Source organism: Lewinellaceae bacterium (genome assembly GCA_020636105.1).
GTDB lineage: Bacteria > Bacteroidota > Bacteroidia > Chitinophagales > Saprospiraceae > BCD1.
Genome location: JACJYL010000001.1, coordinates 2,033,951 through 2,059,213, shown reverse-complemented (window position 1 = coordinate 2,059,213; position 25,263 = coordinate 2,033,951). Strand labels below are relative to the sequence as shown.

The following is a 25,263-nucleotide window of genomic DNA, read 5'->3' as shown; positions in this document are numbered from 1 at the left end:
GTTTTTTGGATACCCATGATATCATAGGGTATTGTATTTTTTAAGATCTCCCCATTAAAAAGCAACGCTCAGTCCCACCATATAATTTCTTCCGGCCTGAGGATACAAGCCTTTTAGATAAGAAGTCTGGCCTTCATAGATGTAACTGTATGCCCACCCGTTGGATTCATAAAGTTGGTTGAATAAATTCCTGATCATTATGGTCAGGCTGATCTCTTTGGCAAAAGCCGGAAAAAGGGAGTATTTTACTCTCGCATTGAGATAACTGTATGGATCAAGGGCGAGTTGATCATCAGAGGTTAAATCCAGGAATTGTTTGCCAACATATTTATATTGCAACGCCAGTTCCAGGTTTTGCTTTTTTGCCTTTTTGACAAAAAGTGGATGGTACATGAGTTCTGCCCCTGCGACGACTTTTGGAGAAAAAGGCAGATCTGTATTTTCGTACCTCACTTCCTGCTGACCGCCGAGATCCCAGTCGTCCAGGTGATTGGTAAAGGCCACTACTTTATTTTGACTGAAAGTCGCATTGGCATTGAAATCGAAACCCGCAGGAAGTTTTAGGCCTCCGATCAGTTCGATCCCGGCTCTGTAGCTTTGGTCCACATTGATCCGGGTGTATTCTCCCACATCATTGATATGCCCGTCCAGCGCCAGTTGGTCGCGATAGTACATATGGTATAAGACGACCTCGATTAAAGATTTGTCGGTGCGCCATTTGTAGCCGAGTTCTGTATTGAACAGGCGTTCAGATTTTGGGCGCTGGGAAGCAGGGTTGTCTGTGTAGTCATTTCGGTTGGGCTCCCGGTTGGCGATGGCAAACGAGCCGTAGAGTTCCGTCTTTTTATTAAGTTGGAACAACAACCCTGCTTTAGGGTTAAAAAAGTCCAGATCGTCCGATTGACGGACGTTTTTAAGATCGTCATCAATGCCAAGGAACTCGTAGTGAACCTTCCTGTATTGCATATCCGCAAAAGCGTACAAACCCGGGAGAAGGTTGTAGTTCAATTTTGTATAAAAATTAAAATCATTCTTTGAGGCGTCATTCTCGTAATAACGGAAAGGCATTTCATTTACGGAATACCTTGCCCAGGTAACTTCCCCGAAGTGGTGTCCTTTGTAAATATGATAGGCTCCGCCAAAAATAGCCTGGAATTTTTGCGAATTATTATGATAAGTCAGGGAATAAACGCCCCCGTAAAAATCATTGTCGAGCCACTTTTTCCGCACCAGGTCGGTGGTTTGAATGCTGTCCGGAACGGGTCCCGGATCCAATCCATAACTGTTGAAAGAGACTCCTCCTATATAATTTTCATAAAAACCGGCTCCACGGGTCAGGTGAAGGCCCAGTTTAAGTTTCCAATGGGAAGAGAGTTGGTTGTCGTACAATAATTGGTAATGGGTTTGCTGGTAATCATCCACTTCGTTATCATAAAAATTATCCTTTCCGGGCAAATCTGCACCTGCGCTGTTGTAAGTTCTTAACTCGGGGTCTTTAGCTTCTTCTTCGGAAATTCCATTCCATGCCTGGTAAGTTATCTCATGACCGGAGAAAATATTAAAACGCAGTAAACTGTTTTTCCCCAGGTAAGCCCCGGACAGGGCAAAAGCATTTAGATCTGCCGAAGCCCGGTCCACATAACCGTCGGAGGTGACGCGGGCGAGCCGTCCATCAAAAGTGAATTTGTTGCTGATTAACCCACTTCCGAAACGAATATTTCTTTTGAACGTATTAAATGATCCTACAGCGGTATTGATATTGGCATATGCATTTTGTTGCAGATCGTTGGTCTTGAGATTGATCGATCCGCCAAAAGCGGCTACGCCGTTGGTAGAAGTACCTACTCCCCGCTGGATCTGGATATTATCGGCAGAACTGGCAAAATCGGGGAGGTCAACCCAATAAACCCTTTGAGATTCAGCATCATTCAGGGGAATATCATTGATGGTCACATTGATGCGTTCAGCATCGGTCCCCCGGATGCGCATGCCCGTATATCCAATGCCGGTACCCGCATCAGAAGTTACCACAACGGAAGGCGTCCATTCGAGCAGATAGGGCACATCTTGACCCAGGTTGTTTTTTTCGAAAGTTTCCTTGGAGATTTCGGAATAAGTCATTGGCGTTTTGTGGTCAGCCCTGATAGCCAGAACCTCCAGCATTTCAAGGGTATAAACCTGTTCTTTGAGGCGTATATTGAGTAAAAATCTGGAAGAGTTTTCCATGATTTTTACCGGAACTTCTTCCGGTTCATGGCCGATAAAGCGAAATACGACAGTATATTCTCCGGGGTCCAATCCCTGGATTGAATATTTCCCCTCATCGCCCGAGATGGTTCCCTTTCTGGTACCTTCCACAAAGATACTGGCACCGAAGAGAGGTTCTTCGTTCATATTGGTAATCCGACCCCGGAGTTCCGTTTGGGCGTTAAGCTGTGCCATAAAGAACAGACTAAGGCAAAGCCCTGCATTCCATTTTAGAAAATTCATGTTTATTATTTTTTTACACTTTCCAGGGGTTGGTAAGTGTTGATTAATTTTCCCTTCCTGGCATTATCCGGGCAGGTTCCTGTCTGATGAGTTCGTTTTTGAGGATTGATCTTTAAAACAATTGCATTCGGTAAAAAATCCTTTAGATTTGCCGGGCAAAATGTTATTAGGATCAAAGTTTCAGACAAAGGGTATGATCTCAGCCGTAAATTTCTTCGGCACCCCAATGAGTGAAGCAAAGGTACATAAAAGTTTAGAGACAAAAGTTTAAAGTATTCAGCGTGAAGGTAAAATCTATCCCTGTCAGTGAAAATTCCTTGGGACTGATCCTGGTGATGCTTGGAGCAGTGGCCTTTTCGAGCAAAGCCGTATTGGTCAAACTCGCTTACCGGGAAGGTATTGATGCGCTTAACCTGCTTACGCTTCGTATGTTGTTTGCGCTCCCGTTTTATGTTTTGCTGGCTTATTTTACCAGTAGACAGGCTGCCTATAAGCTGACAAAAAAAGATTTTATTTTCATTGGGATTACAGGAATTTTGGGATATTACCTGGCCAGTTTGTTTGATTTTTGGGGTCTGGAGTATATAACTGCGAGTATGGAGCGACTGGTTTTGTTTGCCTATCCTTCCATCACTTTGATTTTCGGGGCGGTATTTTTTAAAACACCAATTGTAAGATCGCAGTATGTCGCTCTGATCTTTACTTATTTGGGTATTTTTGTCATTTTTGCCGGTGATGTGAGTATTGAAAGTCAGAAAGATCTGATTATAGGGGGCGTCCTGGTATTCACCTGTGCGATAACTTATTCCCTTTATTTGACAGGAAGTGGATTTCTAATTCCCAAAATAGGAGCGATTAGGTATACAGCTTATGCCCTGATTTTTGCGGCTTTTGCCGTATTTTTTCATTATTTTCTGGCCAGGGATTTTCACCTGTTTGATTTTAGTGCCAGGATTTATGGATTGTCCCTGATCATGGCTATTGTTGCTACGGTTATTCCTACTTTGCTGGTATCGTATGGCATTCGTTTAATCGGGGCTGGAAATACGGCCCTGACGAGCAGCATTGGCCCGGTTTCGACTTTAACTCTTGCTTATTTCCTATTGGGAGAGCGATTGAGCTTGGTTCAGGTTCTTGGAAGTTTGTTAATATTAGCCGGAGTATTATATTTGTCGGCAGCAAAAAATAAAAAATGATGATAAAAAAAATAGCTCTGTTCTTTTTGGTCGGGATTCTTTGGGTATCGTGTAATAATGAACCATCTGCTACCTCTTCAGGCAAGCAACCCGAAGTACAAATCCATGAGATTGATGAATTGAAGCTTACGCTTCCTGTAAATTACAAAAATGTCAACGCAGTCCAGGACCTTCGGACTTTGCTGGAAAAGAGTGGTGGAAAAGTCACTGCAGCAGATCCGGGTCTTTTGGAGGTAATGGTCAACGAAATGGAGAGAGACCGTTGGTATTTTTACGATACGGAATCGGACAAGAATTTGAATTACCTTTATTTTGACAGGGTAGGGCCCCGTTTCCCGCTGGAAGAAAATCTTATTTCGAAGTACATTGAAATGTTTGAAAATCAATGTAAGGCGCAATACCAGGGGCGTAATTATACAATAGAAAAGCTGGATCAAAAAATCATGAACGTTTCGGGAAATGAAATTTTAAAATTCAGGCATAAACATACTTTGGACAAGCTGGAGTGGTTTACCAATTATTATTTAATACAAATGCAAAGCAATCGCCGGACTTTGGTGGTCATTTCCTACGATTATAATGGCGGCCAATTGGATCTCGAAAAGTATATTACCTCTATTAACTAGAGCAAAATTCACCTGACTGCCAGATAATACACCAAAATCGAACAAAATGCAGAGTTATATAATAGATGCGGTACGCACTCCTGTCGGTAATTTTACAGGGATGCTTTCAACTATCCGGACAGATGACCTGGCGGCCCATGTCATCAAGGCTCTTATTGAACGTCATCCAAACCTACCTGCTGAAGCCATTGATGATGTTATTCTGGGCTGCGCCAACCAGGCCGGGGAAGACAATCGTAATGTGGCCAGGATGGCCTTGTTGCTGGCCGGACTTCCATTTAGTGTACCCGGGGAAACCGTAAACAGGCTTTGCGCCTCGGGCATGTCCGCAGCGATCCATGCTCACAGAGCAATCCAGGCCGGGGATGGAGATTTGTTTATTACCGGTGGGGTGGAGCACATGACCCGAGGCCCGTGGGTGATTTCAAAAGTTTCAAAACCTTTTGGACGGGATGCGGAAATGCATGATTCCAGTTTTGGGTGGCGGTTTGTAAATCCTAAAATGAAGGCATTATACGGGGTGGACGGAATGGGAAATACTGCTGAAAACCTGGCTGAAAAATATAAAATCAGTAGAGAGGATCAGGATAAATTTGCTTTTTGGTCTCAGAAGAAAGCAACAGCAGCCCGTGATTCAGGCCGTTTGCGAGAAGAAATCGTGCCTGTTGAAATTCCCCGTCGGAAGGGAGATTCTTTTATTTTCGAACAGGATGAATTCATCAGGCCCGATACCACGCTTGAGGTATTGGCTAAACTGCGGCCCGCTTTTAAAAAGGCTGAAGAAGGGGGGAGCGTTACGGCAGGAAATGCCTCAGGATTAAATGACGGTGCAGCCGCTATGCTCATCGCTTCAGATGCAGCAGTGGGGAAATACCATTTGAAACCACTGACCCGTATTGTCTCCTCAGCGGTGGCAGGTGTTGAACCAAGAATAATGGGTATCGGACCGGTAAAAGCGGCCAACAAAGCGCTGGCTAAAGCTGGCCTGACCCTGTGGGATATGGATATCATTGAGATCAACGAAGCCTTTGCCGTCCAGGTGCTCGCCTGTACCCGGCAATGGGGCATCGAAGATGATGATCTTCGCATCAACCCCAATGGGGGAGGAATCGCCATCGGCCATCCACTGGGTATGACCGGTGCAAGGATTTTGCAGACTGCTTCGATCGAATTACATAAACGACAAAAGAGGTATGCATTAGTAACCATGTGCATTGGTGTAGGACAGGGCTATGCCGTTATTTTGGAAAAAGTTTAAAGGAGAAAATGGGGAAAGGAGTATATTAAAAAATAATCATTGCCCTCTCCGGCAGAATAAAAAAAGGAAGTTTCTTTAAAAGATTATTGAGCATTCGGTTCTTTATTGTTCAAGATATGCTCGATATATGCCAATTCCAATTCCAAAAAAGAAGCGATTTCCGAAGAAGACAAACCTTTTTTATGCAGAGAATGGATCACCTTGACTCTTTCCTTAATTGCGCCCTGTTCAAGTCCCTGTTCAAGTCCCTGTTCAAGTCCTTGCTCAATCCCATCAGCGATGCCTTGTTTTAATCCTTGTTTAAAGGCTCTTTTTTTTAATTCCTCTTCAATTACTTCAATTATTCCCATGGGCAGTTTGTTTTTTATTATTGGATGAATACTATTTTCAAAAATAAGCTTTTCTTCTTTTGAATGCAAGCGAATATAATAATGAATGAAACGATACAATCGTTCGATTTTCTGTTTTGGCAACCCGCTTTGTAGTAACTTTTTGGTAATCCCTATTTTTAATTTACTCCGGTCTATTGCTTTCCCCTTTTGAAGTTCAATCCAAACGGCTTCTAAAATAATGGAAAAGGGGTTGTTTGGATGCTTATTGAAATACTCCTGCTTTTTATTTTTAACTTTAAAGGTCCTGAACCGGTAGATCATACTTGTATCCCAAAAGTCTAAATGATAACTATTAGGGTGAAATAAACTGTCTCCGTCTGTAAAAATGGCCAAAGCAGTAATAGGCCTTTCAAATTTATCGTAGATACGATAAAAATAAGTAAACATGCGTTTCGAAAAAAAAGCTTCATTATACCCCTGAACTTCAATATGGATTAATATCCATTGCTCTTCTCCATTTAACAGGAATACTTTTACAAGTTTATCGGCTATTCGTCCCTGATTTTTTGATTCTGGAAATAACTGATGCAATTCCTTGTCCAAAAAATCAAATCCGCGGTCGAAATCAATGTTTTGAGATTCTTCAGGGAAGAAGAAAAATAAAAAATCTTCAAAAAGATCTTCAATAATACCTTTCCAGAGGGCATCTTTTTTTATCATTTGTTTTCATTTGGGTAAAAGAATGAGCGTCAGGCTTACAAATATAGACTTTTTTGTTTAAAATTAATTAAAAATTAAATTTAATGTTTGTTGTTTGATTTGTTCACCTTCTCCTTTTGGCCAAAACAATAAAATAATAGTACATTTGTATCCATCGTTTTGTTCCTTTTTCATTAACACCACCATCCATGACAAATAACGAGGAAGAAGAAGATCAAAAATCGCCTTCGGATAAATACAAGGGCGAAGCACTCAATGCCTACAGAGCATTTGATGAAGTATTAAAGGTCAGAAAGGGAGATCATTTTGCAGTTAAGGTGCTCAAAGTCACTGGAAGAGTTTTAGGGATTACGCTTTTTATTCTCCTGTCGCCCCTGGTCATGATTGGTTTGTTTCTTGCGTTTATCGCTGCGAGCTAATGGAAAAAGGCAAAAACGTCAGACATCCCGTTTTTTTGCTAAGTTGTCTTTTGTTTATAGCCCACCAAATGATCCAAAAGGGATTTAATATTAATATTCCCTGGATACACAGCTATCTGGATGATGTACTCGCGATGCCCATCCTGCTTACGCTTATTTTGTTTGAACGCAGAAAGTTGTTTGCCTGGGGAGAGGATTTTGTTTTTTCGGCCCTCGAATCTTTAGCATTGGTTGTTAGTTTATCGCTGGTGTTTGAACTGGTCTTTCCTGCTTTTTCCACTAAATTTACCTTCGACTGGTGGGATTTTGTTGCCTATGCATTGGGTGGAGTTATTTTTTATAAATATCTTAATGCTTGAATTGAGCCTCCGGCGGAATTTTTTTTGGGTTAAGTGGTACTGCCTTTTTTACTTTACCGGATAAACTATCTTTAACCATACAAAACAACTATTCATGAGCGCTTTAGCTTTAATCAATGGCCTCCTTTTGTCCATCATTTCTTTATTCCATTTTTATTGGGCCCTGGGAGGCAAATTCGGAAAAGATGCTGTTTTTCCCCGTTTAAAAGGGAAGCAGGAGGGCAGAAGCCCCGGTGTTTTAATAACCTTCGTCGTCGCAATTGTTTTTGGCCTTATGGCATACCTCTCATTTGGCGCAGGAGGGATTTTTGGCATTCATTTTCCCGCACAGGGATTGAAATACGGTCTGCCTGTTTTGGCATTTATTTTTTGTGCCCGGGCGATCGGAGATTTAAAATATGTGGGTTTTTTCAAAAAGGAAAACACAGGTGATTTTGCCTGGTATGACTCCAGGGTGTTTTCACCATTGAGCCTGTTTATGGGGATTGTTTTTTTTATCTTGTTCCTGAACATTACAGGGGTAATAAAATAATAAAACCCTTCAATTTCTGGATGGAGCATCCCGGGCGGTGGGGGCGGCCATGATTATACAAATAAGGATGGACAATGAACCCTAAATGTTGTAATTTTGTGTCTGTTATGGTTAGGGGAACATTGATTTTAGAAAGAAAATCAGTTTTCTTGGCGCTTCTTCAGGCACATCACCCGGTATCATAAAAAATAAACCAACCATTTCCCAACCGTTTCTAAAATCCTGGATGTCTATTAATTTGAACGTGCTTTACGATTTACGAAAAAAATATAAACCTATGCAAAAGTTTAATTTTACCGTGCTCGGCCTGTTTTTACTTATGGCCTTTTCCTTTCAAAGTTGTTTGCAAGATAGCTGTGAAAGAAGATTTACTTACACTCAGTACACGCCGGTGTATTTAACTTACCAGGAAGTTCATGACGGACAAGTGGTGAATGAGGCTCCCCGTGAGCTCAAAAATCCTGGAAAAATTTATTTTTACAATAATTATATTTTCATCAATGAAGGCAGGGAAGGCGTTCACGTGATTGACAATACCAATCCGCAGAGCCCTCAGAACATTGCTTTCATCGCCATTTCCGGTAATGAGGATGTAGCCATTCAAAACGGTATCATGTACGCCAACAGCTACGTGGATCTTTTGGCAATTGACATCAGCGATATCCAGAATGCTGCTGTGGTCGGTCGTACCCAAAGCGTTTTTAATCCTATTTGGGACGATGTGACGAATGGTCGTGTGTTGGTGGAGTATAAGGAAGAACTCGTCACTGAGACCCTCGATTGTGAAACCATCGGCTTATTACAGCAAAATCCTTATGGAGGGTATTACAAGTGTTTAGGTTGTGAAATTGATGTGGCCTTTTCCAACTCAGCAGATGATGTGGCTTTTCCAACTTCTTCAACCGGTTCAAGCGGAGGGACTGGTGTTGCCGGCTCCATGGCACGGTTTTCTTTGATCAGTAATCACCTTTATGTGGTGGATGAATATACACTTACCGTACTGGACCTCGTCAATCCTGTGGCCCCTAATGAAGTCAATGAAATTAACCTGGGCTGGGGGATAGAAACCATTTTCCCTTATGAAGACAAACTCTTTATCGGGTCCAATTCAGGCATGTTCATCTATGATAACAGCAACCCGGCCAACCCGACTTATCTTTCGGCATTTGCCCATGCACGGGCCTGTGATCCGGTTGTAGTGAAGGGCAATTACGCTTATGTGACCCTGCGTGACGGAACGGTTTGTGAGGGATTCAACAATCAACTTGACCTGGTGGATATTACTGATCTGACCAACCCGATTCTTGAAAAATCGTATCCGATGGATAATCCCCACGGACTTTCCATTCGCGATAATACGCTCTTCATCTGCGAAGGTTCCTACGGTTTGAAGTCATTTGACATTACCGATCCGATGAAAATTGATCAGCATCTTTTGGATCATGAAAAAGGACTCTTTGCTTACGATGCTATTGCATTGGCCGTGCCCGGATATGACAATACCGTTTTGGTGATTGGCGAAGACGGTTTCTATCAATACAATTTTGATGATCCTTCTGATTTGAAATTGATCAGCCTGATTCCGGTAACTAAATAAACGATGGCTTAGTTTAATTGAATGCGCAGAGCGTTTAGACATTTCTGTGCATTCAATTAACAAGGCTGTTGGAAATAAAAGCAACCGACGTTTGATCATTGGCTCATTTTTTTTTACAACAGCTGTTTTCCACGGAATTAAAAAAAATATTCTTTCTCCCGGATCCTGATTTAAAATCTCATTGGGCAAACGCCTGTTTATTGGAGTGGAAAGCAGGGGTCGTTTTTTACTTGAATCTGCTTCCGGAACGATACAGCCCTATGGAAATATTGATGATCGGAAAACAATTCAATCGAACGCCACAACGATAGGATAAATGTCTGTGGGTGGTTTATATGTTGGGTTTAATTTTTAGAAAAATGCTTATTATGATAACTCGCACATTTTTTACCTTTTGTTGTTTAATCTTTTTAAGCCTTTCTGTGAGCGCCCAGGAAAACCAATCCCAGAATATTATTTACCTTAAAGATGGTAGTTGCCTAAAAGGGACGGTGCTGAATAAAACCGAAGAGGGAGACTTGCATCTTCAACTGTTCAATGGCAGCGAACTTTTCCTTGAGAATGATCTGATCAGTCAGGTCAAAACGGAAACCCGCAAGCAAAATTATTTGCGTTCAGGATTCAGCCAGGCATCGCGGGGATTGTATTATGGGATTCATCTGAATTTTTTGGGTGCTAATGGGGCTCGGCAGGAATGGGAGGCTGAAGCCCGAAGATATGGTGCCGGGGCACATATTGTCGGCGGATACCGTTTCAATCGTTTTATTGCAGTAGGGCTAGGGTTGGGTTTCGATGGGTACGGGGATTATTTTGTGCCCGTTATGTTGGACTTGAGAGGGATCGCCCTTAAAAAGAGGATATCCCCTGTATATGCTTTTCAGGTAGGTTATGGTTTCCCGGCAGGAGGCGAACCTGATTCCAATGGCGAGTTTGTAACCCTTGAAAGAGAAGGAGGAATGATGATCTATCCTTCGGTCGGAATCCGCTTTGAAACCCGCAGGAATGTCGCCTTTATATTTGACGTGGGCGCAAAATTGCAAAACATGACCAAATCCAGGCAATACAACTGGCAATGGTGGGTCGATCCCAGCATCTACATTGATGATATCTGGTACCGAAGTTTGGCCTTTCGCTTTGGCTGGGAATTTTGATTTAAAAATAATTCAAGCAATTTATATTTATAATGGCTCCGGCAATTTATGGCCGGGGCTTTTTTTGTTTTTATCCAGGTGAGAAAAAGCCTATAAAATTTTACAAATTAAAAGTTTATTCCTATTAAAAGTTATTTTATTCCGGCCATTTTCGTATTTTTCACCTAAATCACCAGGCTATGAAAAAAAGAAACTGGCTTATTCTGTTCCTGTTCCTTTTACCAATCGGACTTTCTGCCCAATTGATGAATAATGACATGAATCAGGATTATACCAAACTCGAAATTCCATTTGAATACCAAAACAGCTTTATTATTGTAAAAGTAGTTTTTAATAATTTGCTACCCCTGCATTTTATTTTTGATACCGGAGCAGAACACACCATCCTTACCCGTCGGGAAATAACCGATGTAATGGGGGTTCCTTACCAAAGAGAATTCACCATCCTCGGTGCTGACTTAAAGACCATTCTTCTGGCTTACCTGGTACAAGGTGTTCGACTTGAAATGGGAGATCTGAATGCTTTGAACCATTCCATTCTAGTATTGGATGAAGATTATTTTGATTTTGAAAAATTCGCAGGCATTGATATACAGGGTATCATAGGGGCAGATATTACCAGTCGGTTTGTCGTTGAAATTGACTACCAACGCCGGGTAATCACTTTGCACGATCCTGCTCATTTTGAGAAACCGAAAAAGAATTTTTCTGAAATGCCCATTGAGATCGACCGGCACAAACCTTACCTCAGAGCGGATGCCATTTTCAGGAAAGACCAGATATCCAGAGACTTGAAATTGTTAATCGACACCGGCGCCGGGTTGTCGCTTCTGCTAAATACGGCAACTCAGGACAGCCTTGATCTGCCTCAGAATATTATCCGAACGGAAATCGGCACCGGACTGGGAGGTTACCTTGAAGGATATTTCGGCAGGATAGACGAAATCAGTTTTGGAGAATATAGCCTGCACGGAGTGCTCACCAATTTCCAGGAAAGGACACCAGAAATGACTGTTCTTTATGAGATAAACAGGGATGGTTTGATAGGCAACGAATTGCTGAGCCGGTTTAATGTAACCATCGATTATATCACCGCGAAGATGTATCTGCAACCCAACCGACGATACGACCGAAAATTCGTATTTGACCGCAGTGGCCTGGTCATGGCAGCCGGTGGGAAGGAGGGCGCTCGGATCTTTTATATTACCTATGTGGTGCCAGGTAGCCCGGCGGAGAAAGCCGGGATTCAAAAAGGAGATGTGATCAAGTCAGTCAACAGGTTCCCGGTGGCCATTTTTGAACTTTCAGATCTTTACAGGGTTTTCAGAAAAAGAGTGGGTAAAAAAATTCGGTTGATGATTGAGCGCGATGATGAAAAAAAGTTGTTTCATTTTAAATTACAGGAATTGATTTAACCACCAAAATACCGACTCCCGAGCGTGTAACCAGAACCAGAAGATGAAGCTTTTTCGCCAATATGATAGTATGGATTGTGGCCCGAGTTGCCTGGTAATGGTGGCCGATCACTACGGTAAGTCTTACAGCCTGGCCTATCTCAGGGATTATTGTTATATAGACAGAGAAGGTGTGTCCGCCAGAGGGATCGCCGAAGCGGCAGAGCATATCGGAATGCGGACCCTGGTGGCGAAATTAAATCTTAAAGGGGAAGGCCCAGGCGAACCAGGTCTTTTGGATGCTCCTTTACCTTGTATCGTACATTGGCAACAAAAGCATTTTTTGGTTGTTTACCGAACCAGTGAAAAATATATATGGATTGCCGACCCCGCTGCCGGAAAAAAAAAGGTTACCCATAAGGAATTTGCCAAAAACTGGTGTTCGGATGGTGGAGCGGGAATAGCCTTGCTACTTGAGCCTTCTCCTGAATTCTTCCAGAAAGAAGGCGTAAAAACAGAAAGGAAGGGCTTTCGCTTTTTATTACAATACCTGAAGCCTTACCGTAAAACACTGGCGTACCTCATACTTACCTTGTTCTTAGGTGGATTGTTCCAGTTGGCATTTCCTTTACTTACTCAGGCCATCGTTGATACGGGTATTGCCAATTATGATCTCGATTTTATCTATATCGTATTGTTGGGGCTTGTGATGTTATTCATTGGAGAGGCTACGATAAACCTCATACAAGGGTGGATGTTACTCCATATCGGTACCCGGATAAATGTGGCGCTGATCACGGATTTTCTCGTCAAGCTGCTAAGGCTCCCGATCAGTTATTTTGATCGGAAAATGACAGGAGATCTTTTGCAACGCCTGGGTGACCACCGCCGCATCGAAAACTTTCTCACCAACTCAACCCTGAGCCTGCTGTTCGCCATGTTCAACCTGTTTGTTTTTGGGTTGGTGTTGTTGTATTACAATAGCCTTATTTTCATGATCTTTGTGTTGGGAGCGATGGCCTATCTTGGATGGATTATTCTATGGTTGAAAAAACGAGCAGAAGTGGACCATCGCCGGTTTAAGGAATTATCCGAGAACCAGGAGGCCCTGATTGAGATCATCCAGGGGGTTCAGGAGATCAAACTTCAGGGCAGCTCCCGAAAACACCGCCGCCGATGGATGAATATCCAGGGAAGACTTTTTCGGGCTAACCTGAGTTCGCTTACCATTAGTCAGTATCAGGATGCCGGAGCCGGTTTCATCAGTCAGTTCAAGGATATTCTCATCACTTTTTTTGCGGCCAAAGCTGTCATCAACGGCCAGATGACCCTGGGGATGATGCTGGCCGTACAATATATCGCCGGTCAGTTAAACGGTCCTTTGTTGCAGTTTGTAGGGTTTATCAGGTCAGGTCAGGATGCTCGACTCAGCATGGAGCGCATGAGTGAGATACATGACCAGGACGATGAGGATAGGGAAGGACTCACGGATATTTTGCCCAACCACGCCGACCTGGTGCTGCAAGGGGTGAGCTTTCGGTATAATGCACTTTCTGATCTGGTTTTAAAAAATATAGACATGGTCCTTCCCGCAGGGAAGGTCACGGCAATTGTGGGAGCAAGCGGCAGCGGGAAAACTACCCTGGTCAAATTGTTACTCAATTTTTACACGCCAACCGAAGGTCGGATAAGGTTTGGCGGCATTTCGTTATCCGATATACAACCTGACCATTGGCGAAGCACCTGTAGCGCTGTGATGCAGGACGGCTTCATTTTCTCAGATACTATTGTCGGCAATATCAGTGAAAGCAGTGAATCACAGGATCCGGATAAACTTTTTGAAGCAGCCCGGGTGGCCAATATTCGTGATTTTATTGAAGCTCTTCCCCTGGGGTATAACACCAAAGTCGGAGACAAAGGCAACGGGCTCAGCCAGGGACAGCGGCAACGCCTGCTCATCGCCCGTGCCGTGTACAAAAACCCGTCCATCATCTTTTTTGATGAAGCAACCAATGCCCTGGATGCTGAAAATGAAAAAGTGATCCTGGAAAATTTGAAGACCTTCTTTGAAAATCGAACGGTGATCGTGGTGGCTCATCGGCTGAGTACCGTTAAAAATGCAGACCAGATCGTCGTTTTAGACAAGGGGGAACTTATCGAAAAAGGAACCCATGAGGAATTGACTGCACTGAAAGGAAATTATTATAAACTGGTGAAAAATCAATTGGAATTGGAAAATGAATAAAAGCAGGTGATTTTATCAATCCGATAAATTACCTGCTTTTCCAAAGTATTATTATCGAATTTTGTTCGCTAAATTGATTTTTCCCGGTTAATTTCGCTGGACAATCATAAAATCATTTATCATAATGCCTTCCCGCGCTTCATTCGACGAACAACAGGAAATACAGCAGATCATCGGGGCGATGCCCTCGCGTATTTGGTACAGGGGGATCCTTATCGTCCTGGCGGTGATAGCCTGTCTTTTGGTGATCGCTCATTTTGTGCGCTATCCGGATGTGATTGAAGTGCCGGTTATCCTGGTTGCCGAAAACCCTTCCGTTGAAATGGTATCGGAGGTGGATGCCGTTCTGGAAACCATTCTGTTTACCGAGGGCGCAAAGGTTAAGAAGAATGAAATCGTGGCTGTGTTCAGCAGCAGTGTGAATCCTGAAGATATTTCATATCTGGAACTTTTCCTTCAGGGCCTGGAATCCATTACCGAACCGGCTGAAATGGCGTCGGCTGTATTTCCTGCCGGATTGCAACTCGGCCATCTGCAGGGAGAGAGTGGTCATCTTGAAATGTTGTTGAAACAGTTTTCAGATCAGTATTTTTCAGGGTTTGTCGGCCAGCAGGTAGCAGCCCTTAAGACGGATCAATCCCTGGTGGAAAAATTGAATGCTTCTCTGCAGCAACAGTTAGAAAAACTGGAAGAAGAAGTCGGGCTGGCAGCAAAGAATTACAAGGATTATCAGGAATTGTTTAAAGAGGGAGCCGCTTCTGAAGTGGAAAAGGATGCTGCCCAAACGGCCTGGTTGGGGCTGCAAAGGCTTTTGGAAAGCAAACGTTCTGAGATCATTCACAATAACCTGGATTACAGCCAGATCAATAATCGGATCATGATGCTCCAACAGGCGGACCAAACATCCTGGCAGGAAAACCTACGCCAGATCCGGAAGCAGTGTTCCGTATTGTCGGGACAAATCGAAGCATGGAAAAATTTGTACCAGCTTACCGCGCCAATGGACGGGAAACTCGTTTTTGCCGAAAGGCGAAGCCCCGGCCAGTATTTCACAAAAGGCTCGGCTGTTTTTTCGATTATTCCTGAAGGAAAAGCAGGGCAAATCATTGCCATAGGGAAGTTATCCGGCGCGGGTACGGGAAAGGTAGAAAAGGATTTGAAGACTTTTATCCGATTGACAGCTTTCCCTTATAAGGAATTCGGTGAACTTATAGGCAAGGTGGGTAAAATTGCCGAAGCACCTGTTGTTGAAAACGGGGTAACCTATAACGAACTCACTGTAGAGCTGCCCGATTCGTTGAAAACCAATTTTGGCCGCATCCTGAATTATAGACAGAATATGCCAGGATTGGCCAGGGTGGTTACCGAAGACAAATCAGTGCTCGGCCGTCTTTTTGAGGTCTTTTACTTTAAGGGGAAGCGGATTTGAAAAGCCCGTAAAACCTATTTTTACCTGCTTTGAGGCGACGGGGTGGACTCAGATTTTTTCTGATCCGGGAATTAAAAAAGGGCAAGTCCCTGCTTTTCAATGCATACGGGGACATATTTTTCCCGATATTCTTTTTTTTTTCCTCAAATAAATTTACCTTTGCAGCCGATTTTTAAATAAAAAAATATAATTCAAATGTTCGCAATCGTAACCATAGCTGGTCAGCAGTTCAAAGTTGAGGAAGGGCAGGAGCTCTTCGTCCACCAGCTCGAAGCCCAGGACGGCGATAGCGTCACTTTCGACCAGGTACTCCTGATCGATAATGACGGTAAAGTCAAGGTAGGCACGCCGGTATTGAACGCAAAGGTTAACGCCACTGTTCTTGGCCGTCAGAAAGGAGATAAAGTTATTGTCTTCAAAAAGAAAAGACGTAAAGGATATAAAGTGAAAAACGGTCACAGACAGGCTTTCACCAAAATCAAAATTGACAGCATCGCCGGATAAGCGGCGGTCCATTATTAAATCCAAAAAAAAAGAAAGAAATGGCACATAAGAAAGGTGTAGGTAGTTCGGATAATGGCCGCGACAGTAAATCTAAACGGCTTGGAGTAAAGTTATTTGGTGGCCAGCTGGCACTTGCCGGAAATATTATCGTTCGCCAGAGAGGAACAAAATTTCATCCTGGAGATAATGTTTACCTGGGTAGAGATTTTACGCTTCATGCAAAAGTGGACGGTACCGTTGCTTTTAGAAAAAAACAAAAGAACAGAATGTACGTAAGTATCATTCCTTTTGATGTGGTGGAAGAAACGATCGCCAAGCCAGCGCCAAAGCAGGTAAAAGAGAAACCGGCTCCAGTTGTGAAAGATGCTCCTGTAGCTGCTAAAGCTCCGGCAACCGAAGCTCCTAAAAAAGATGCTCCGGCAAAAGCTGCAAAGGTTGAATTGCCTTCAGGTAAAAAGATCAACCAGGATGACCTGAAAATGATCGAAGGCATTGGTCCTAAGATTGAAGGGCTGCTCAACGATGCAGGCATCGTTACCTGGGAAGATCTGGCAAATGCTTCTGAAGAAAAGGTGCAGGCTATCCTCGATGAGGCTGGTCCTCGTTACCGTATGCACAGCCCCGCAACATGGGCTAAGCAGGCTAAATTAGCTCATGAAGCAAATTGGCAGGAACTCGAAGACCTCCAGGACAGACTGGTGGGTGGACGTGAACCTGAAGATATTAAGGAATAAAAACAAAAACAATAGTTTTAGTTTTCATAGCTTTTTGAAGGCCCCGACCTATGGTCAGGGCCTTTTTGTTTTTGAGTATATCCGAATTTATTCGGATGATGTATTGTGTGAACAGAAAAATGGTCCCGGGCACATCTTTAGCAGACGAGTATTTTTATGACCTGACAAAAAATCTAAAATTGGCTGCGCCTGTTTGAATGTTGATATACAGAATACTGACGAAGGTCAATAAGTACAGTATAGGTTGATTGTTGAAAAATAACAAAAAATTTCGTGTATTGGGGGTGTGACGAATCCGAATGAATTCGGATTTACCATGTTTAGCGCACCACCAAAAATTTCCCCGAGACCATGTCTTCTTTCCCCAAAATGCTCACCGTGTACAACCCCGGCGAAAGCTGGGAAACATCGAGGGGGTAAATTTTTTCATTGAACAGATTAGGCGTAACCGTTTCTTTGAAGATCAGCTGCCCCAGTGCATTGTGTACCCAAAAGGTATATTCTTTAAAATCGGGGCTTTGGTATTCTACAGAAAGGATTTCGGAGACGGGGTTGGGCATCATTGAAATAATCTTAAGATCACCTGTGCTTATGGAGCAGCTTTCCAGGAGTTGGAAGGCGCTGTTCGCCACGTTGAGCCGCCCTCCTGTTTTGGTAAAAGGAACCAGTGCATTAACGGAATCAACACCACTGAGCAAGACATCTTTTACCACTCGGGCTACCTCTGCCGGGTGGATCAGGGCATCGGTGGCCATTTCAGGGCAGAGCAGGCTGTATAACAACCCAATGGCTCCTGTCAGGTGCGGAGCCGCTGCTGAATTACTGCCAAAGACTCCGTAATCATCGTTCAAGCGTATCGTATAGGAATCATCGCCGGGAACTCCCATGTCAATGGAAGTCGTGCCAAAACCGGAATTCTGGGATTTTTCATCATTCATCAGGGTATTGGTGACCGTCAACAGGTAATCACTGGGACAGGTGGTGGGGAAATCCCCATACAGATCCACGTTGTAATTGGTATTGGCGGTTCCGGCGGCGGTGAGTATGCCATGGCTGCCCATGAGATCGTAAAGATCCCTGATGATCGGTTGTTCATCGCAAAACTGGTTTTCAATGCCCCAGGAGGCATTTGTGGCGACAACGAATGCTCCATGTGTGCCTCCGGAAGTATTGTATAACTCTCTCATATCGATGACATATTCGTAGGCAGCAATGATAGAACTGATGGTTTTGGTATCGAGCAACATCAGCTTGATGTTCCAGTTGACCCCGCTGACTCCGAGTTTGTTGTTGCCACGGGCACCGACGATTCCCGCAGCGGAATGACCGTGGGTGCTCAACCCGTGAGCACTGGTATCCGTTCTGAAATTCCAGCCGACGTAATCATCGATGTAACCATTGTTATCGTTATCGATATTGTCTCCGGGAATTTCGGCATGATTGTACCAGACATTGTCGCGCAGGTCGACATGGGTGATATCAAATCCTGAATCGAGGATGGCGATGACAATGGTGTCCCCATTGATGGTAAGCCCACCGGTGCTCAGTTCCCAGGCTTCAGGCATGGCTATGCGATCCATATCCCACTGCTCGGCGTAATTGAGATCGTTAGGGGTAAGACGGTAATTGACTTCGGCATTAAACTGAGCTTGTATGACATCTTTATTTGAGCGAAGTTGTTGAATGACCGATTGTTTGTCCGCCTTTTCGGAATCAAATTGGAGTAAATGAATATTAGTACGATGTCCTAAGTTTTTCATCCAACGAAAGGTGGAAAGGTCTTGCCTTTTGTTTAAATTTGAAATAAATGCATTAATATCAGTTTCCGGAGTTAACCAAACGATGAGTTCCCGGTCGATGGAGGATACTTCGGAACGCAACTGGCCAGAGAGGGATAAGCTTGAGAGAAAACACATAAAGAGGACGAAGCAATACTTCATAAAGCGCGAATGTTTTTTTACCCGGCAAATATACAGGCTTTAAATAAAAACGTAATTTAATTTGTTCAGTTTACCTGCTAAAGGATTCTTTAAGAACTTAGGAAAATTTAAAACCTCACCTGCAGACGCAGGAAAGCAGGTTTAAAATGATAAACCTGCCAGCTCCGCAGGAAGGCTGGTTTAAAAGTACTGATTTTCAGTGATTTACAAGATTTAGAATGTTGACTTGTTTTTTCATCGTTCCTTATAGTACAAAAAATTGCATAATAAGCAGTAATTGACAAATCTTTGTGGCTTTGTTTCAGGCCATCAATTTTAAGCACTCGTATTTTAAAGGAGGCAAAATTGGGCACATAAAAAAGAAAATATGATTCAGGTTTTTATAGAAAATCCCATTTTACTACTGTTTGTGGTGGCCGGAATCGGTTATGGCCTTGGCAGCATTAAGTTTAAAGGAACGGGCCTAGGGGTTGCGGCGGTTTTATTTGTGGGCTTGTTTTTTGGTGGATTGAGCCCCGACCTGCGTATTGAGGAGTCCATCATATTTCTGGGGCTGGCGATATTTGTGTATTCCATAGGCCTTTCCAGCGGGCCCAGCTTTTTCCAGAGTTTTCAGCAGAAGGGGCTGAGGGATATATCTTTTGTGGTAATGATGATTGCACTGTCGGCAGCCATCGCTTTGGGATTACATTTTATCTTCGGGTTTTCAGCCACCACTACTTCCGGAATATTTGCCGGGAGCACCACCAATACGCCTGCTCTCGCAGGACTGCTGGATGTGATAAGCAACAAAGAGCTGACGGCTGAGCAGCTGCTTAAAATGAGTCAACAGGCAGTCGTGGGATATTCACTGACCTATCCTATGGGGCTCATCGGAGCTATAATTGCTATACAGGTGATGAGCAAATTATTGAAAATTGATCTAAAAAAGGAAGAAGAGGAGCTCAAACATGATTATCCTGTCAAACAAGAGATCATCAAAAAGACCCTCGTGATTATCCGCCCGGAATTTACGAATATTTCTATTCGTGATCTGAAACGGGAGCATCAGTGGAAAGTTGTATTCGGCCGCCTGCAAAGGGGAGAGGTGTTTGAATTGACCAACTGGGATTCAAAATTCGAATTGGATGACAGGGTCGTGGTGGTTGGGGACAAGACAGAAATTGAAAGAGTTGCCGCGGCCCTGGGAGAGATGCTCCCGTACGATATGCCGGAACACTTGTCGGACTATATTACCAAACGTATTTTTGTGTCTAATCCCAAAATCGCAGGAGAGCGTCTTGCCGCCCTGAATTTACCGGAAAAATTTTCCGCCATGGTAGCCACTATTCGTCGGGGAGATATCGACCTCCTGGCTGGTGGCAATACGGTGATGGAACTCGGCGACCAGGTTTTATTCGTCGCCCGACGAAATGACGTTTCCAAAATATCTGCATTTTTTGGCGACTCTTTTGAAGCGTTATCGCGAATCAATCTTTTATCCTTCGGACTGGGCATGGCAATGGGATTGCTGCTGGGTATGGTAAGCATTCAGTTGCCCGGTGGGGTCACTTTTAAACTGGGGTTTGCAGGAGGCATCATTATGGTGGCCTTGATATTAGGCGCTTTACGCAGAACAGGCCCCATCGTCTGGACCTTGCCTTATAGTGCCAACCTTACTTTGCGGCAGATAGGTTTGATCTTACTGCTGGCAGGGATCGGGGTGAATTCCGGACATACTTTTGTGAGTACCATTTCAAGTGGGGGAGGAGGCTGGATCGTACTGGCGGGAAGCATCATCAGTTTTTTGACCGCCAGTATTACCTTGTTGGCCGGGTACAAATTATTAAAAATCCCTTTCAGCATTTTGTTGGGCATGGTCGCCACACAACCCGCTATACTGGATTTCGTGCTGGATCGGACTCAAAACAAATTACCAATATTGGGTTATACCCTGATATTACCTGTTTCCCTGATTTTCAAAGTATTATTTGTACAGATTTTGTTTGGCCTGATGTATTGAAGAATCGGGTTGTGGGCTCTTGTGAAAAGAAAAATGATAAAAATTCCGTTTTTACCGGGAGAAAAAAAGTGGCAAGGCTTATTTCGGTAACTATCCCATACTGCATTTACCGATGCCAAACAAAACGACTAACCAGACGAGACCTTTGAAGAAAAAAAACAAAAATCCTAAAACGCCTATACGTTTCAACCAGTTTTTCAATCCTTGCTTTTGTTCTTTCTCCATTGTTTTGAATTGTTCAGTTTGAAATCAAAGCTAATAAAAAAAATAAACAAACAAAACGGGGGAAAGTTGAAACATAAGTTCACCCTGGTATTTCAGTAATTGTCTTTGTTGCGAGTTGCGAGTTGTGATGTTATTTATTTGAAACCATTAACCCGTAACGTATTGATTGCCATTATTTAACAGTCAAATTTAAATCGAATTTTTCAACTTTAAAAAATAAGGGGTGCCCAAATTTTATTACCAAATTTTGACAAAACTTCCTCAATCTACCTTTTTTAGTACTACTTGAGCGCCTTGTTTTTCAATAATAAGATTGAAATATTCCCTAAGTGGCAGATAGTTGTTTGGCAGGAAGAACGTTTCCTTGATGCTCATTCTGTTGGTGAGTTGTACCAGGCGATCATTCACTTTTTTAAATTCGTACAAAAAACTACCCCCGCTTTCCGGAAGCGAAAATGCAATGTTTTCAGGAAGTTCTTCAATGACATATCCGTCAGGAATGGTCAATTGAAGGATATAGGTCTGATCTATTGGAAGCAGGAGATCTACTGGAAATTTTCGATTCTCTGCTGTAAAAGGATTTTCTTTTACCCCAAAAAACAAGAGAGGTTCAAAGTAAATCAGGTCACCGTTTTGAATGGCTTTATCCACGATCTTTACTTCATAGGAAGCAGTAATCTTTTCATCGAAATTGTCAACATTTTCAAAAGCGGATGAAAGAACTTCCAATCCTTCCTCATCTTCTTTTTCCTTGGAATTCAAAAAAGTTGCTTTATCGCCACCGGTTTGCTTTTGCATTCTTTCTCTGAAATCCAGGGCAGCATAGTCGGAAAGGAGCATATTGATGCTCCCTTCAAAGGTGCCGTCTTCATTGAGTAACAACTTGGCCTGGGTGGCCGTTTTATACTTTTTGGAAGGGATAAGTGATACCCAATCTGTATAAGTATCTGTAAACAGCCGGCCCCTCAAATTCAGATCGTAATCAGGAAGCATCCCGATGGGGGTATATTCGTCAGTGGCATCCATGAGGATGAAGTTTTCCCCGATTTTTGCAGCGGCAATGACATGGTTGAACTGGGTAATTCGGGGGCTGACAGGATTGATAAAACCATGGTTTCTGGTGCTGAGTGAAACGGGATAGGCTTCAATGTCCGCAGCCCTTAACATTTGCAATAATAAAAAATTGAGATCGGAAGAAGAACCTTCGTGCGTGCTGAGCAGGTCGATGATCGAAGTCCTTGGAAAATGAGAAAAACTGCCGTTCCACCTGTATTGTTTTTGAACGTATTGGAAAATGGCAGAAATTTTTTCTTCATTCGTTTCCAAGTCTTTAGTCAATTCTTCTGTGGTGGACAATACTGGCCTTTTCCGGTCCAGCCGCCCGCCGAAATCACTATCCGTCATCAAAAGGTGGCGTACATTCTCCCAGGTCCTGTTGAATTCCTGTCGGTAGGAAGAAGGGAAATCCGTGCCGGACAATTCAAATTCAACTTTTGATATAAAATTGGAAGGAGCTGCCATATAGGGTTCTGAATGGAATGCAGGAACTTCCTTTGCCTCAAATTCATACCTTTGGGTTTTAAATTGTATGGAGGACATTTCAGTCATTGCACCATTGATCTGGTTAGGCGAAGTACTGGTTCGAAAGGAAAATTTTCCTTGTCCGAATGAAGTTTCATTTTTGGTGATCGATCCATGTTCATAACCCTGGCTTGTGGTTTTGTAAATGAAATATTCGGGGATTTCAGCAAAAAACTCACTCTTTACCACGGGTATTTCATACTGGTAGCGCCAGGGGGTGAGTTCAAAAAGGAAATCAGAAAGAACCGTATAATTGATATCTACTACAGACCCTTCCTGCAAATTTGGCATGGCGAATTTTACAACCATGGTGTATTTATCGACCTCCTCCTCGAATGTCTCCCGCTGTCCGATTTTTTCTTTTTCGATGTTTCCATCAACAAGGTTGTAGGTTATGGCCTTGAAAGCGGTCAGTTTTTCATAATTGCCATCGGACTGGTACAGTGAGATGGGAATGTCCACATAATCAAAACCGGATTTCTTAAAAACCTTGATCCTGATGTGCCGGTTGGTCTGAACCTGAAAACCTTTATCGTTATTATACAGAAATTGAATATTCTGACTTTCATAAAGCACAAGGGCAACAGCCTCGGGGTCCTGATCGTATTCAGTCATTTTCATGTCTGACATATCGACCTTCCCGAATTTCACTTTTTGGGAGAATCCCTGGAAGGTGACGAGGGGTAGAATGAGTGCCAATAAGAAATACCTGGAAAAGGAAGATGTCTTCATTTGATTCAATTTAAATGATGAATTTGGACAATTGGGTTGGTTTAAAGGGTGCAAAATAAAAAAGCCGATTCAATTGAACCGGCTTTTTTATCACTTTTTCTGAAATTTATAATGATTATAAATAAAAGGCTTTTTTGACTTTATCTACAAAATCGAGTTTTTCCCAGGTAAAGGTTTCTACTTCCATTACCTTTTTCTCTCCGGAACCATTCACGAGCGTGATGGTTTTGACTTCCGGTGTTCTGCCCATATGCCCGTAAGCTGCAGTATCTGAATAAATAGGGTTGCGCAGTTTGAGCCGCTGTTCGATGGCATACGGACGCATATCAAACACTTCCATTACTTTTTCAGCGATCTGCCCGTCAGTCAACCCGACCCTTGATGTTCCGTAAGTCTGGATGTAAATATTAGTCGGTTTTGCAACGCCGATGGCGTAAGAAACCTGAACCAATACTTCATCACAAACACCGGCGGCCACCAGGTTTTTGGCAATATGGCGTGTAGCGTAGGCTGCAGAACGATCCACTTTTGAAGGATCCTTTCCGGAAAAAGCACCTCCACCGTGAGCTCCTTTTCCCCCGTAAGTATCAACGATGATTTTACGTCCGGTCAATCCGGTATCTCCGTGCGGTCCCCCAATGACGAATTTTCCTGTTGGGTTGACGTGGTAGGTGATGTGGTCGGTAAATAATTTTTGCAATTCGGGTTTGATCGTGGCTTTCACCCTTGGGATGACGATATTGATGACATCCTCACGAATCTTCGCCAGCATTTTTGCATCCTCATCAAAATCGTCATGCTGGGTAGATACGACGATTGAATCGATGCGTTGCGGCTTATTGTCATCTGAATATTCTATAGTTACCTGGGATTTTGAATCCGGTCGCAGGTAAGTCATTAATTTGCCTTCTTTACGGATTGCAGCGAGTTCCACCAGAATTTTGTGAGCCAGGTCAAGCGCCAAAGGCATATAGTTATCGGTTTCATTGCTGGCATAACCAAACATCATACCCTGGTCGCCGGCGCCCTGATCCTCCGGGTTGGAACGTTCCACCCCCTGGTTGATGTCGGGAGATTGTTCATGGATAGAAGACAGTACGCCACAGGAATTGCCCTCAAACATGTATTCAGATTTGGTATATCCAATCCTGTTGATGACATCTCTGGCAATTTTCTGAACATCGAGGTAAGTACTGGATTTTACCTCTCCCGCGAGTACTACCTGTCCGGTAGTCACAAGGGTTTCACAAGCCACTTTTGAACTTGGGTCAAAAGCCAGGAAATGGTCAACAAGGGCATCAGAAATCTGATCGGAAACTTTATCGGGATGACCTTCGGAAACAGATTCCGATGTAAAAAGATAAGGCATAGTATTATTTTTTTTTAAAGTCGCTGCAAATTTAGATAATTATATGATTATTGGGTTATACTCTGGAGAATTTAAAATTTTAAAAAATAAATTTTATAAAGCCTTCACGTGGGGGGCTTTTTGGGAAGGAATGGACTTAAAAAGGGTGCAGTTCTTTTTTGTACCACTCCACTTTTGATCCAAAACTACCCAAATGTGTAGTTTGTAACTTTCAGCAACCGATTACCTTTGTATGGAATTGAGAAACTTCTATGCACTTTTCAGAAGGATTCAATTCACAACCAACTACCAGCCTTTGTGCTTGTCGGCTTACATTCGACAGGTTTTTATCAATAATATATTTTCCAAAAGTTGTCACAACCTGCTTTGGACAGGCAGGTTGAATCATCATCATTAGCACATAAAATTTATGTTGCTGTAAAGGGGCG

Annotated in this window: 19 protein-coding genes; 14 read left to right on the top strand and 5 right to left on the bottom strand. The window is 43.1% G+C overall.

What is annotated here, in order from left to right; translation table 11 throughout:
- Nucleotides 1–54: 54 nt before the first annotated feature.
- Entirely contained in the window at nt 55–2,490 is a 2,436-nt protein-coding gene (locus tag H6571_07625) for a TonB-dependent receptor (GenBank protein MCB9323597.1), read from the bottom strand.
- A gap of 281 nt (nt 2,491–2,771) precedes the next feature.
- Between H6571_07625 and H6571_07620 the strand changes: the two genes are divergently transcribed.
- Genes H6571_07620 through pcaF form a run of 3 tightly spaced genes read left to right on the top strand, consistent with a single transcriptional unit; the run spans nt 2,772 to nt 5,570 of the window.
- Nucleotides 2,772–3,686, top strand: coding sequence for a DMT family transporter (locus H6571_07620; protein MCB9323596.1), 915 nt, complete (start codon nt 2,772–2,774; stop codon nt 3,684–3,686).
- Nucleotides 3,683–4,312 carry a hypothetical protein gene (locus H6571_07615; protein ID MCB9323595.1) on the top strand — a complete coding sequence of 210 codons (630 nt, stop codon included), beginning with the start codon at nt 3,683–3,685 and terminating at the stop codon, nt 4,310–4,312. The genes H6571_07620 and H6571_07615 overlap by 4 nt, the downstream gene beginning before the upstream one ends.
- Nucleotides 4,313–4,358: 46 nt before the next feature.
- Nucleotides 4,359–5,570 carry a 3-oxoadipyl-CoA thiolase gene (gene pcaF, locus H6571_07610; protein MCB9323594.1) on the top strand — a complete coding sequence of 404 codons (1,212 nt, stop codon included), beginning with the start codon at nt 4,359–4,361 and terminating at the stop codon, nt 5,568–5,570.
- Nucleotides 5,571–5,653: 83 nt separating this feature from the next.
- Here pcaF and H6571_07605 read toward each other — a convergent pair whose 3' ends face one another.
- Nucleotides 5,654–6,622 carry a hypothetical protein gene (locus H6571_07605; GenBank protein ID MCB9323593.1) on the bottom strand — a complete coding sequence of 323 codons (969 nt, stop codon included), beginning with the start codon at nt 6,620–6,622 and terminating at the stop codon, nt 5,654–5,656.
- A gap of 188 nt (nt 6,623–6,810) precedes the next feature.
- Here H6571_07605 and H6571_07600 point away from each other — a divergent pair, with 188 nt between their 5' ends.
- The 10 genes from H6571_07600 (at nt 6,811) to rpmA (ending at nt 16,986) form a co-directional block, all read left to right on the top strand.
- The gene (locus H6571_07600) at nt 6,811–7,041 is read left to right on the top strand and encodes a hypothetical protein (GenBank protein ID MCB9323592.1); all 231 of its coding nucleotides are present in this window, start codon (nt 6,811–6,813) and stop codon (nt 7,039–7,041) included.
- Nucleotides 7,041–7,400, top strand: coding sequence for a hypothetical protein (locus H6571_07595; protein MCB9323591.1), 360 nt, complete (start codon nt 7,041–7,043; stop codon nt 7,398–7,400). Before H6571_07600 ends, H6571_07595 begins: the two co-directional genes overlap by 1 nt.
- Before the next feature lie 94 nt (nt 7,401–7,494).
- Nucleotides 7,495–7,932: a DUF3995 domain-containing protein gene (locus tag H6571_07590; GenBank protein MCB9323590.1), complete on the top strand. Its 438-nt coding sequence runs from the start codon at nt 7,495–7,497 to the stop codon at nt 7,930–7,932.
- 319 nt (nt 7,933–8,251) lie between these two features.
- Complete coding sequence (locus tag H6571_07585; protein ID MCB9323589.1) at nt 8,252–9,529, top strand: hypothetical protein; 1,278 nt, start codon at nt 8,252–8,254, stop codon at nt 9,527–9,529.
- A gap of 368 nt (nt 9,530–9,897) precedes the next feature.
- The gene (locus H6571_07580; GenBank protein ID MCB9323588.1) at nt 9,898–10,680 is read left to right on the top strand and encodes a hypothetical protein; all 783 of its coding nucleotides are present in this window, start codon (nt 9,898–9,900) and stop codon (nt 10,678–10,680) included.
- A 179-nt stretch (nt 10,681–10,859) separates the two neighbouring features.
- Complete coding sequence (locus H6571_07575) at nt 10,860–12,095, top strand: aspartyl protease family protein (protein ID MCB9323587.1); 1,236 nt, start codon at nt 10,860–10,862, stop codon at nt 12,093–12,095.
- A 43-nt stretch (nt 12,096–12,138) separates the two neighbouring features.
- Nucleotides 12,139–14,319, top strand: coding sequence for a peptidase domain-containing ABC transporter (locus H6571_07570; GenBank protein ID MCB9323586.1), 2,181 nt, complete (start codon nt 12,139–12,141; stop codon nt 14,317–14,319).
- A 124-nt stretch (nt 14,320–14,443) separates the two neighbouring features.
- Nucleotides 14,444–15,748, top strand: a complete 1,305-nt coding sequence (locus tag H6571_07565; protein MCB9323585.1) for an HlyD family efflux transporter periplasmic adaptor subunit — start codon at nt 14,444–14,446, stop codon at nt 15,746–15,748.
- A 195-nt stretch (nt 15,749–15,943) separates the two neighbouring features.
- Nucleotides 15,944–16,252: a 50S ribosomal protein L21 gene (rplU, locus tag H6571_07560; GenBank protein MCB9323584.1), complete on the top strand. Its 309-nt coding sequence runs from the start codon at nt 15,944–15,946 to the stop codon at nt 16,250–16,252.
- A 38-nt stretch (nt 16,253–16,290) separates the two neighbouring features.
- Nucleotides 16,291–16,986: a 50S ribosomal protein L27 gene (gene rpmA, locus H6571_07555; protein MCB9323583.1), complete on the top strand. Its 696-nt coding sequence runs from the start codon at nt 16,291–16,293 to the stop codon at nt 16,984–16,986.
- Nucleotides 16,987–17,306: 320 nt separating this feature from the next.
- Here the strand turns inward: rpmA and H6571_07550 are convergent, their stop codons facing one another.
- Nucleotides 17,307–18,926 carry a S8 family peptidase gene (locus H6571_07550; protein MCB9323582.1) on the bottom strand — a complete coding sequence of 540 codons (1,620 nt, stop codon included), beginning with the start codon at nt 18,924–18,926 and terminating at the stop codon, nt 17,307–17,309.
- Nucleotides 18,927–19,293: 367 nt separating this feature from the next.
- Between H6571_07550 and H6571_07545 the strand changes: the two genes are divergently transcribed.
- Nucleotides 19,294–20,928, top strand: coding sequence for a hypothetical protein (locus H6571_07545; protein ID MCB9323581.1), 1,635 nt, complete (start codon nt 19,294–19,296; stop codon nt 20,926–20,928).
- Nucleotides 20,929–21,414: 486 nt separating this feature from the next.
- On the opposite strand, the gene H6571_07540 is transcribed toward H6571_07545, so the two are convergent.
- Together H6571_07540 and H6571_07535 are read right to left on the bottom strand one after the other, a co-directional pair.
- A complete protein-coding gene (locus H6571_07540) occupies nt 21,415–23,466 on the bottom strand; it encodes a DUF3857 domain-containing protein (protein MCB9323580.1) in 2,052 nt (683 codons plus the stop codon).
- A 115-nt stretch (nt 23,467–23,581) separates the two neighbouring features.
- On the bottom strand, nt 23,582–24,835 hold the full coding sequence (locus tag H6571_07535; GenBank protein ID MCB9323579.1) for a methionine adenosyltransferase: 1,254 nt from the start codon (nt 24,833–24,835) through the stop codon (nt 23,582–23,584).
- Nucleotides 24,836–25,263 lie beyond the last annotated feature (428 nt).

What these genes read in the sequence shown, in the direction of transcription:
- H6571_07625 (MCB9323597.1), bottom strand. Translation starts at nt 2,490, where the DNA reads ATGAATTTTCTAAAATGGAATGCAGGGCTTTGCCTTAGTCTGTTCTTT.
- H6571_07615 (MCB9323595.1), top strand. Translation starts at nt 3,683, where the DNA reads ATGATGATAAAAAAAATAGCTCTGTTCTTTTTGGTCGGGATTCTTTGG.
- pcaF (MCB9323594.1), top strand. Translation starts at nt 4,359, where the DNA reads ATGCAGAGTTATATAATAGATGCGGTACGCACTCCTGTCGGTAATTTT.
- H6571_07605 (MCB9323593.1), bottom strand. Translation starts at nt 6,622, where the DNA reads ATGATAAAAAAAGATGCCCTCTGGAAAGGTATTATTGAAGATCTTTTT.
- H6571_07600 (MCB9323592.1), top strand. Translation starts at nt 6,811, where the DNA reads ATGACAAATAACGAGGAAGAAGAAGATCAAAAATCGCCTTCGGATAAA.
- H6571_07595 (MCB9323591.1), top strand. Translation starts at nt 7,041, where the DNA reads ATGGAAAAAGGCAAAAACGTCAGACATCCCGTTTTTTTGCTAAGTTGT.
- H6571_07590 (MCB9323590.1), top strand. Translation starts at nt 7,495, where the DNA reads ATGAGCGCTTTAGCTTTAATCAATGGCCTCCTTTTGTCCATCATTTCT.
- H6571_07585 (MCB9323589.1), top strand. Translation starts at nt 8,252, where the DNA reads ATGGCCTTTTCCTTTCAAAGTTGTTTGCAAGATAGCTGTGAAAGAAGA.
- H6571_07580 (MCB9323588.1), top strand. Translation starts at nt 9,898, where the DNA reads ATGATAACTCGCACATTTTTTACCTTTTGTTGTTTAATCTTTTTAAGC.
- H6571_07575 (MCB9323587.1), top strand. Translation starts at nt 10,860, where the DNA reads ATGAAAAAAAGAAACTGGCTTATTCTGTTCCTGTTCCTTTTACCAATC.
- H6571_07570 (MCB9323586.1), top strand. Translation starts at nt 12,139, where the DNA reads ATGAAGCTTTTTCGCCAATATGATAGTATGGATTGTGGCCCGAGTTGC.
- H6571_07565 (MCB9323585.1), top strand. Translation starts at nt 14,444, where the DNA reads ATGCCTTCCCGCGCTTCATTCGACGAACAACAGGAAATACAGCAGATC.
- rplU (MCB9323584.1), top strand. Translation starts at nt 15,944, where the DNA reads ATGTTCGCAATCGTAACCATAGCTGGTCAGCAGTTCAAAGTTGAGGAA.
- rpmA (MCB9323583.1), top strand. Translation starts at nt 16,291, where the DNA reads ATGGCACATAAGAAAGGTGTAGGTAGTTCGGATAATGGCCGCGACAGT.
- H6571_07550 (MCB9323582.1), bottom strand. Translation starts at nt 18,926, where the DNA reads ATGAAGTATTGCTTCGTCCTCTTTATGTGTTTTCTCTCAAGCTTATCC.
- H6571_07545 (MCB9323581.1), top strand. Translation starts at nt 19,294, where the DNA reads ATGATTCAGGTTTTTATAGAAAATCCCATTTTACTACTGTTTGTGGTG.
- H6571_07540 (MCB9323580.1), bottom strand. Translation starts at nt 23,466, where the DNA reads ATGAAGACATCTTCCTTTTCCAGGTATTTCTTATTGGCACTCATTCTA.
- H6571_07535 (MCB9323579.1), bottom strand. Translation starts at nt 24,835, where the DNA reads ATGCCTTATCTTTTTACATCGGAATCTGTTTCCGAAGGTCATCCCGAT.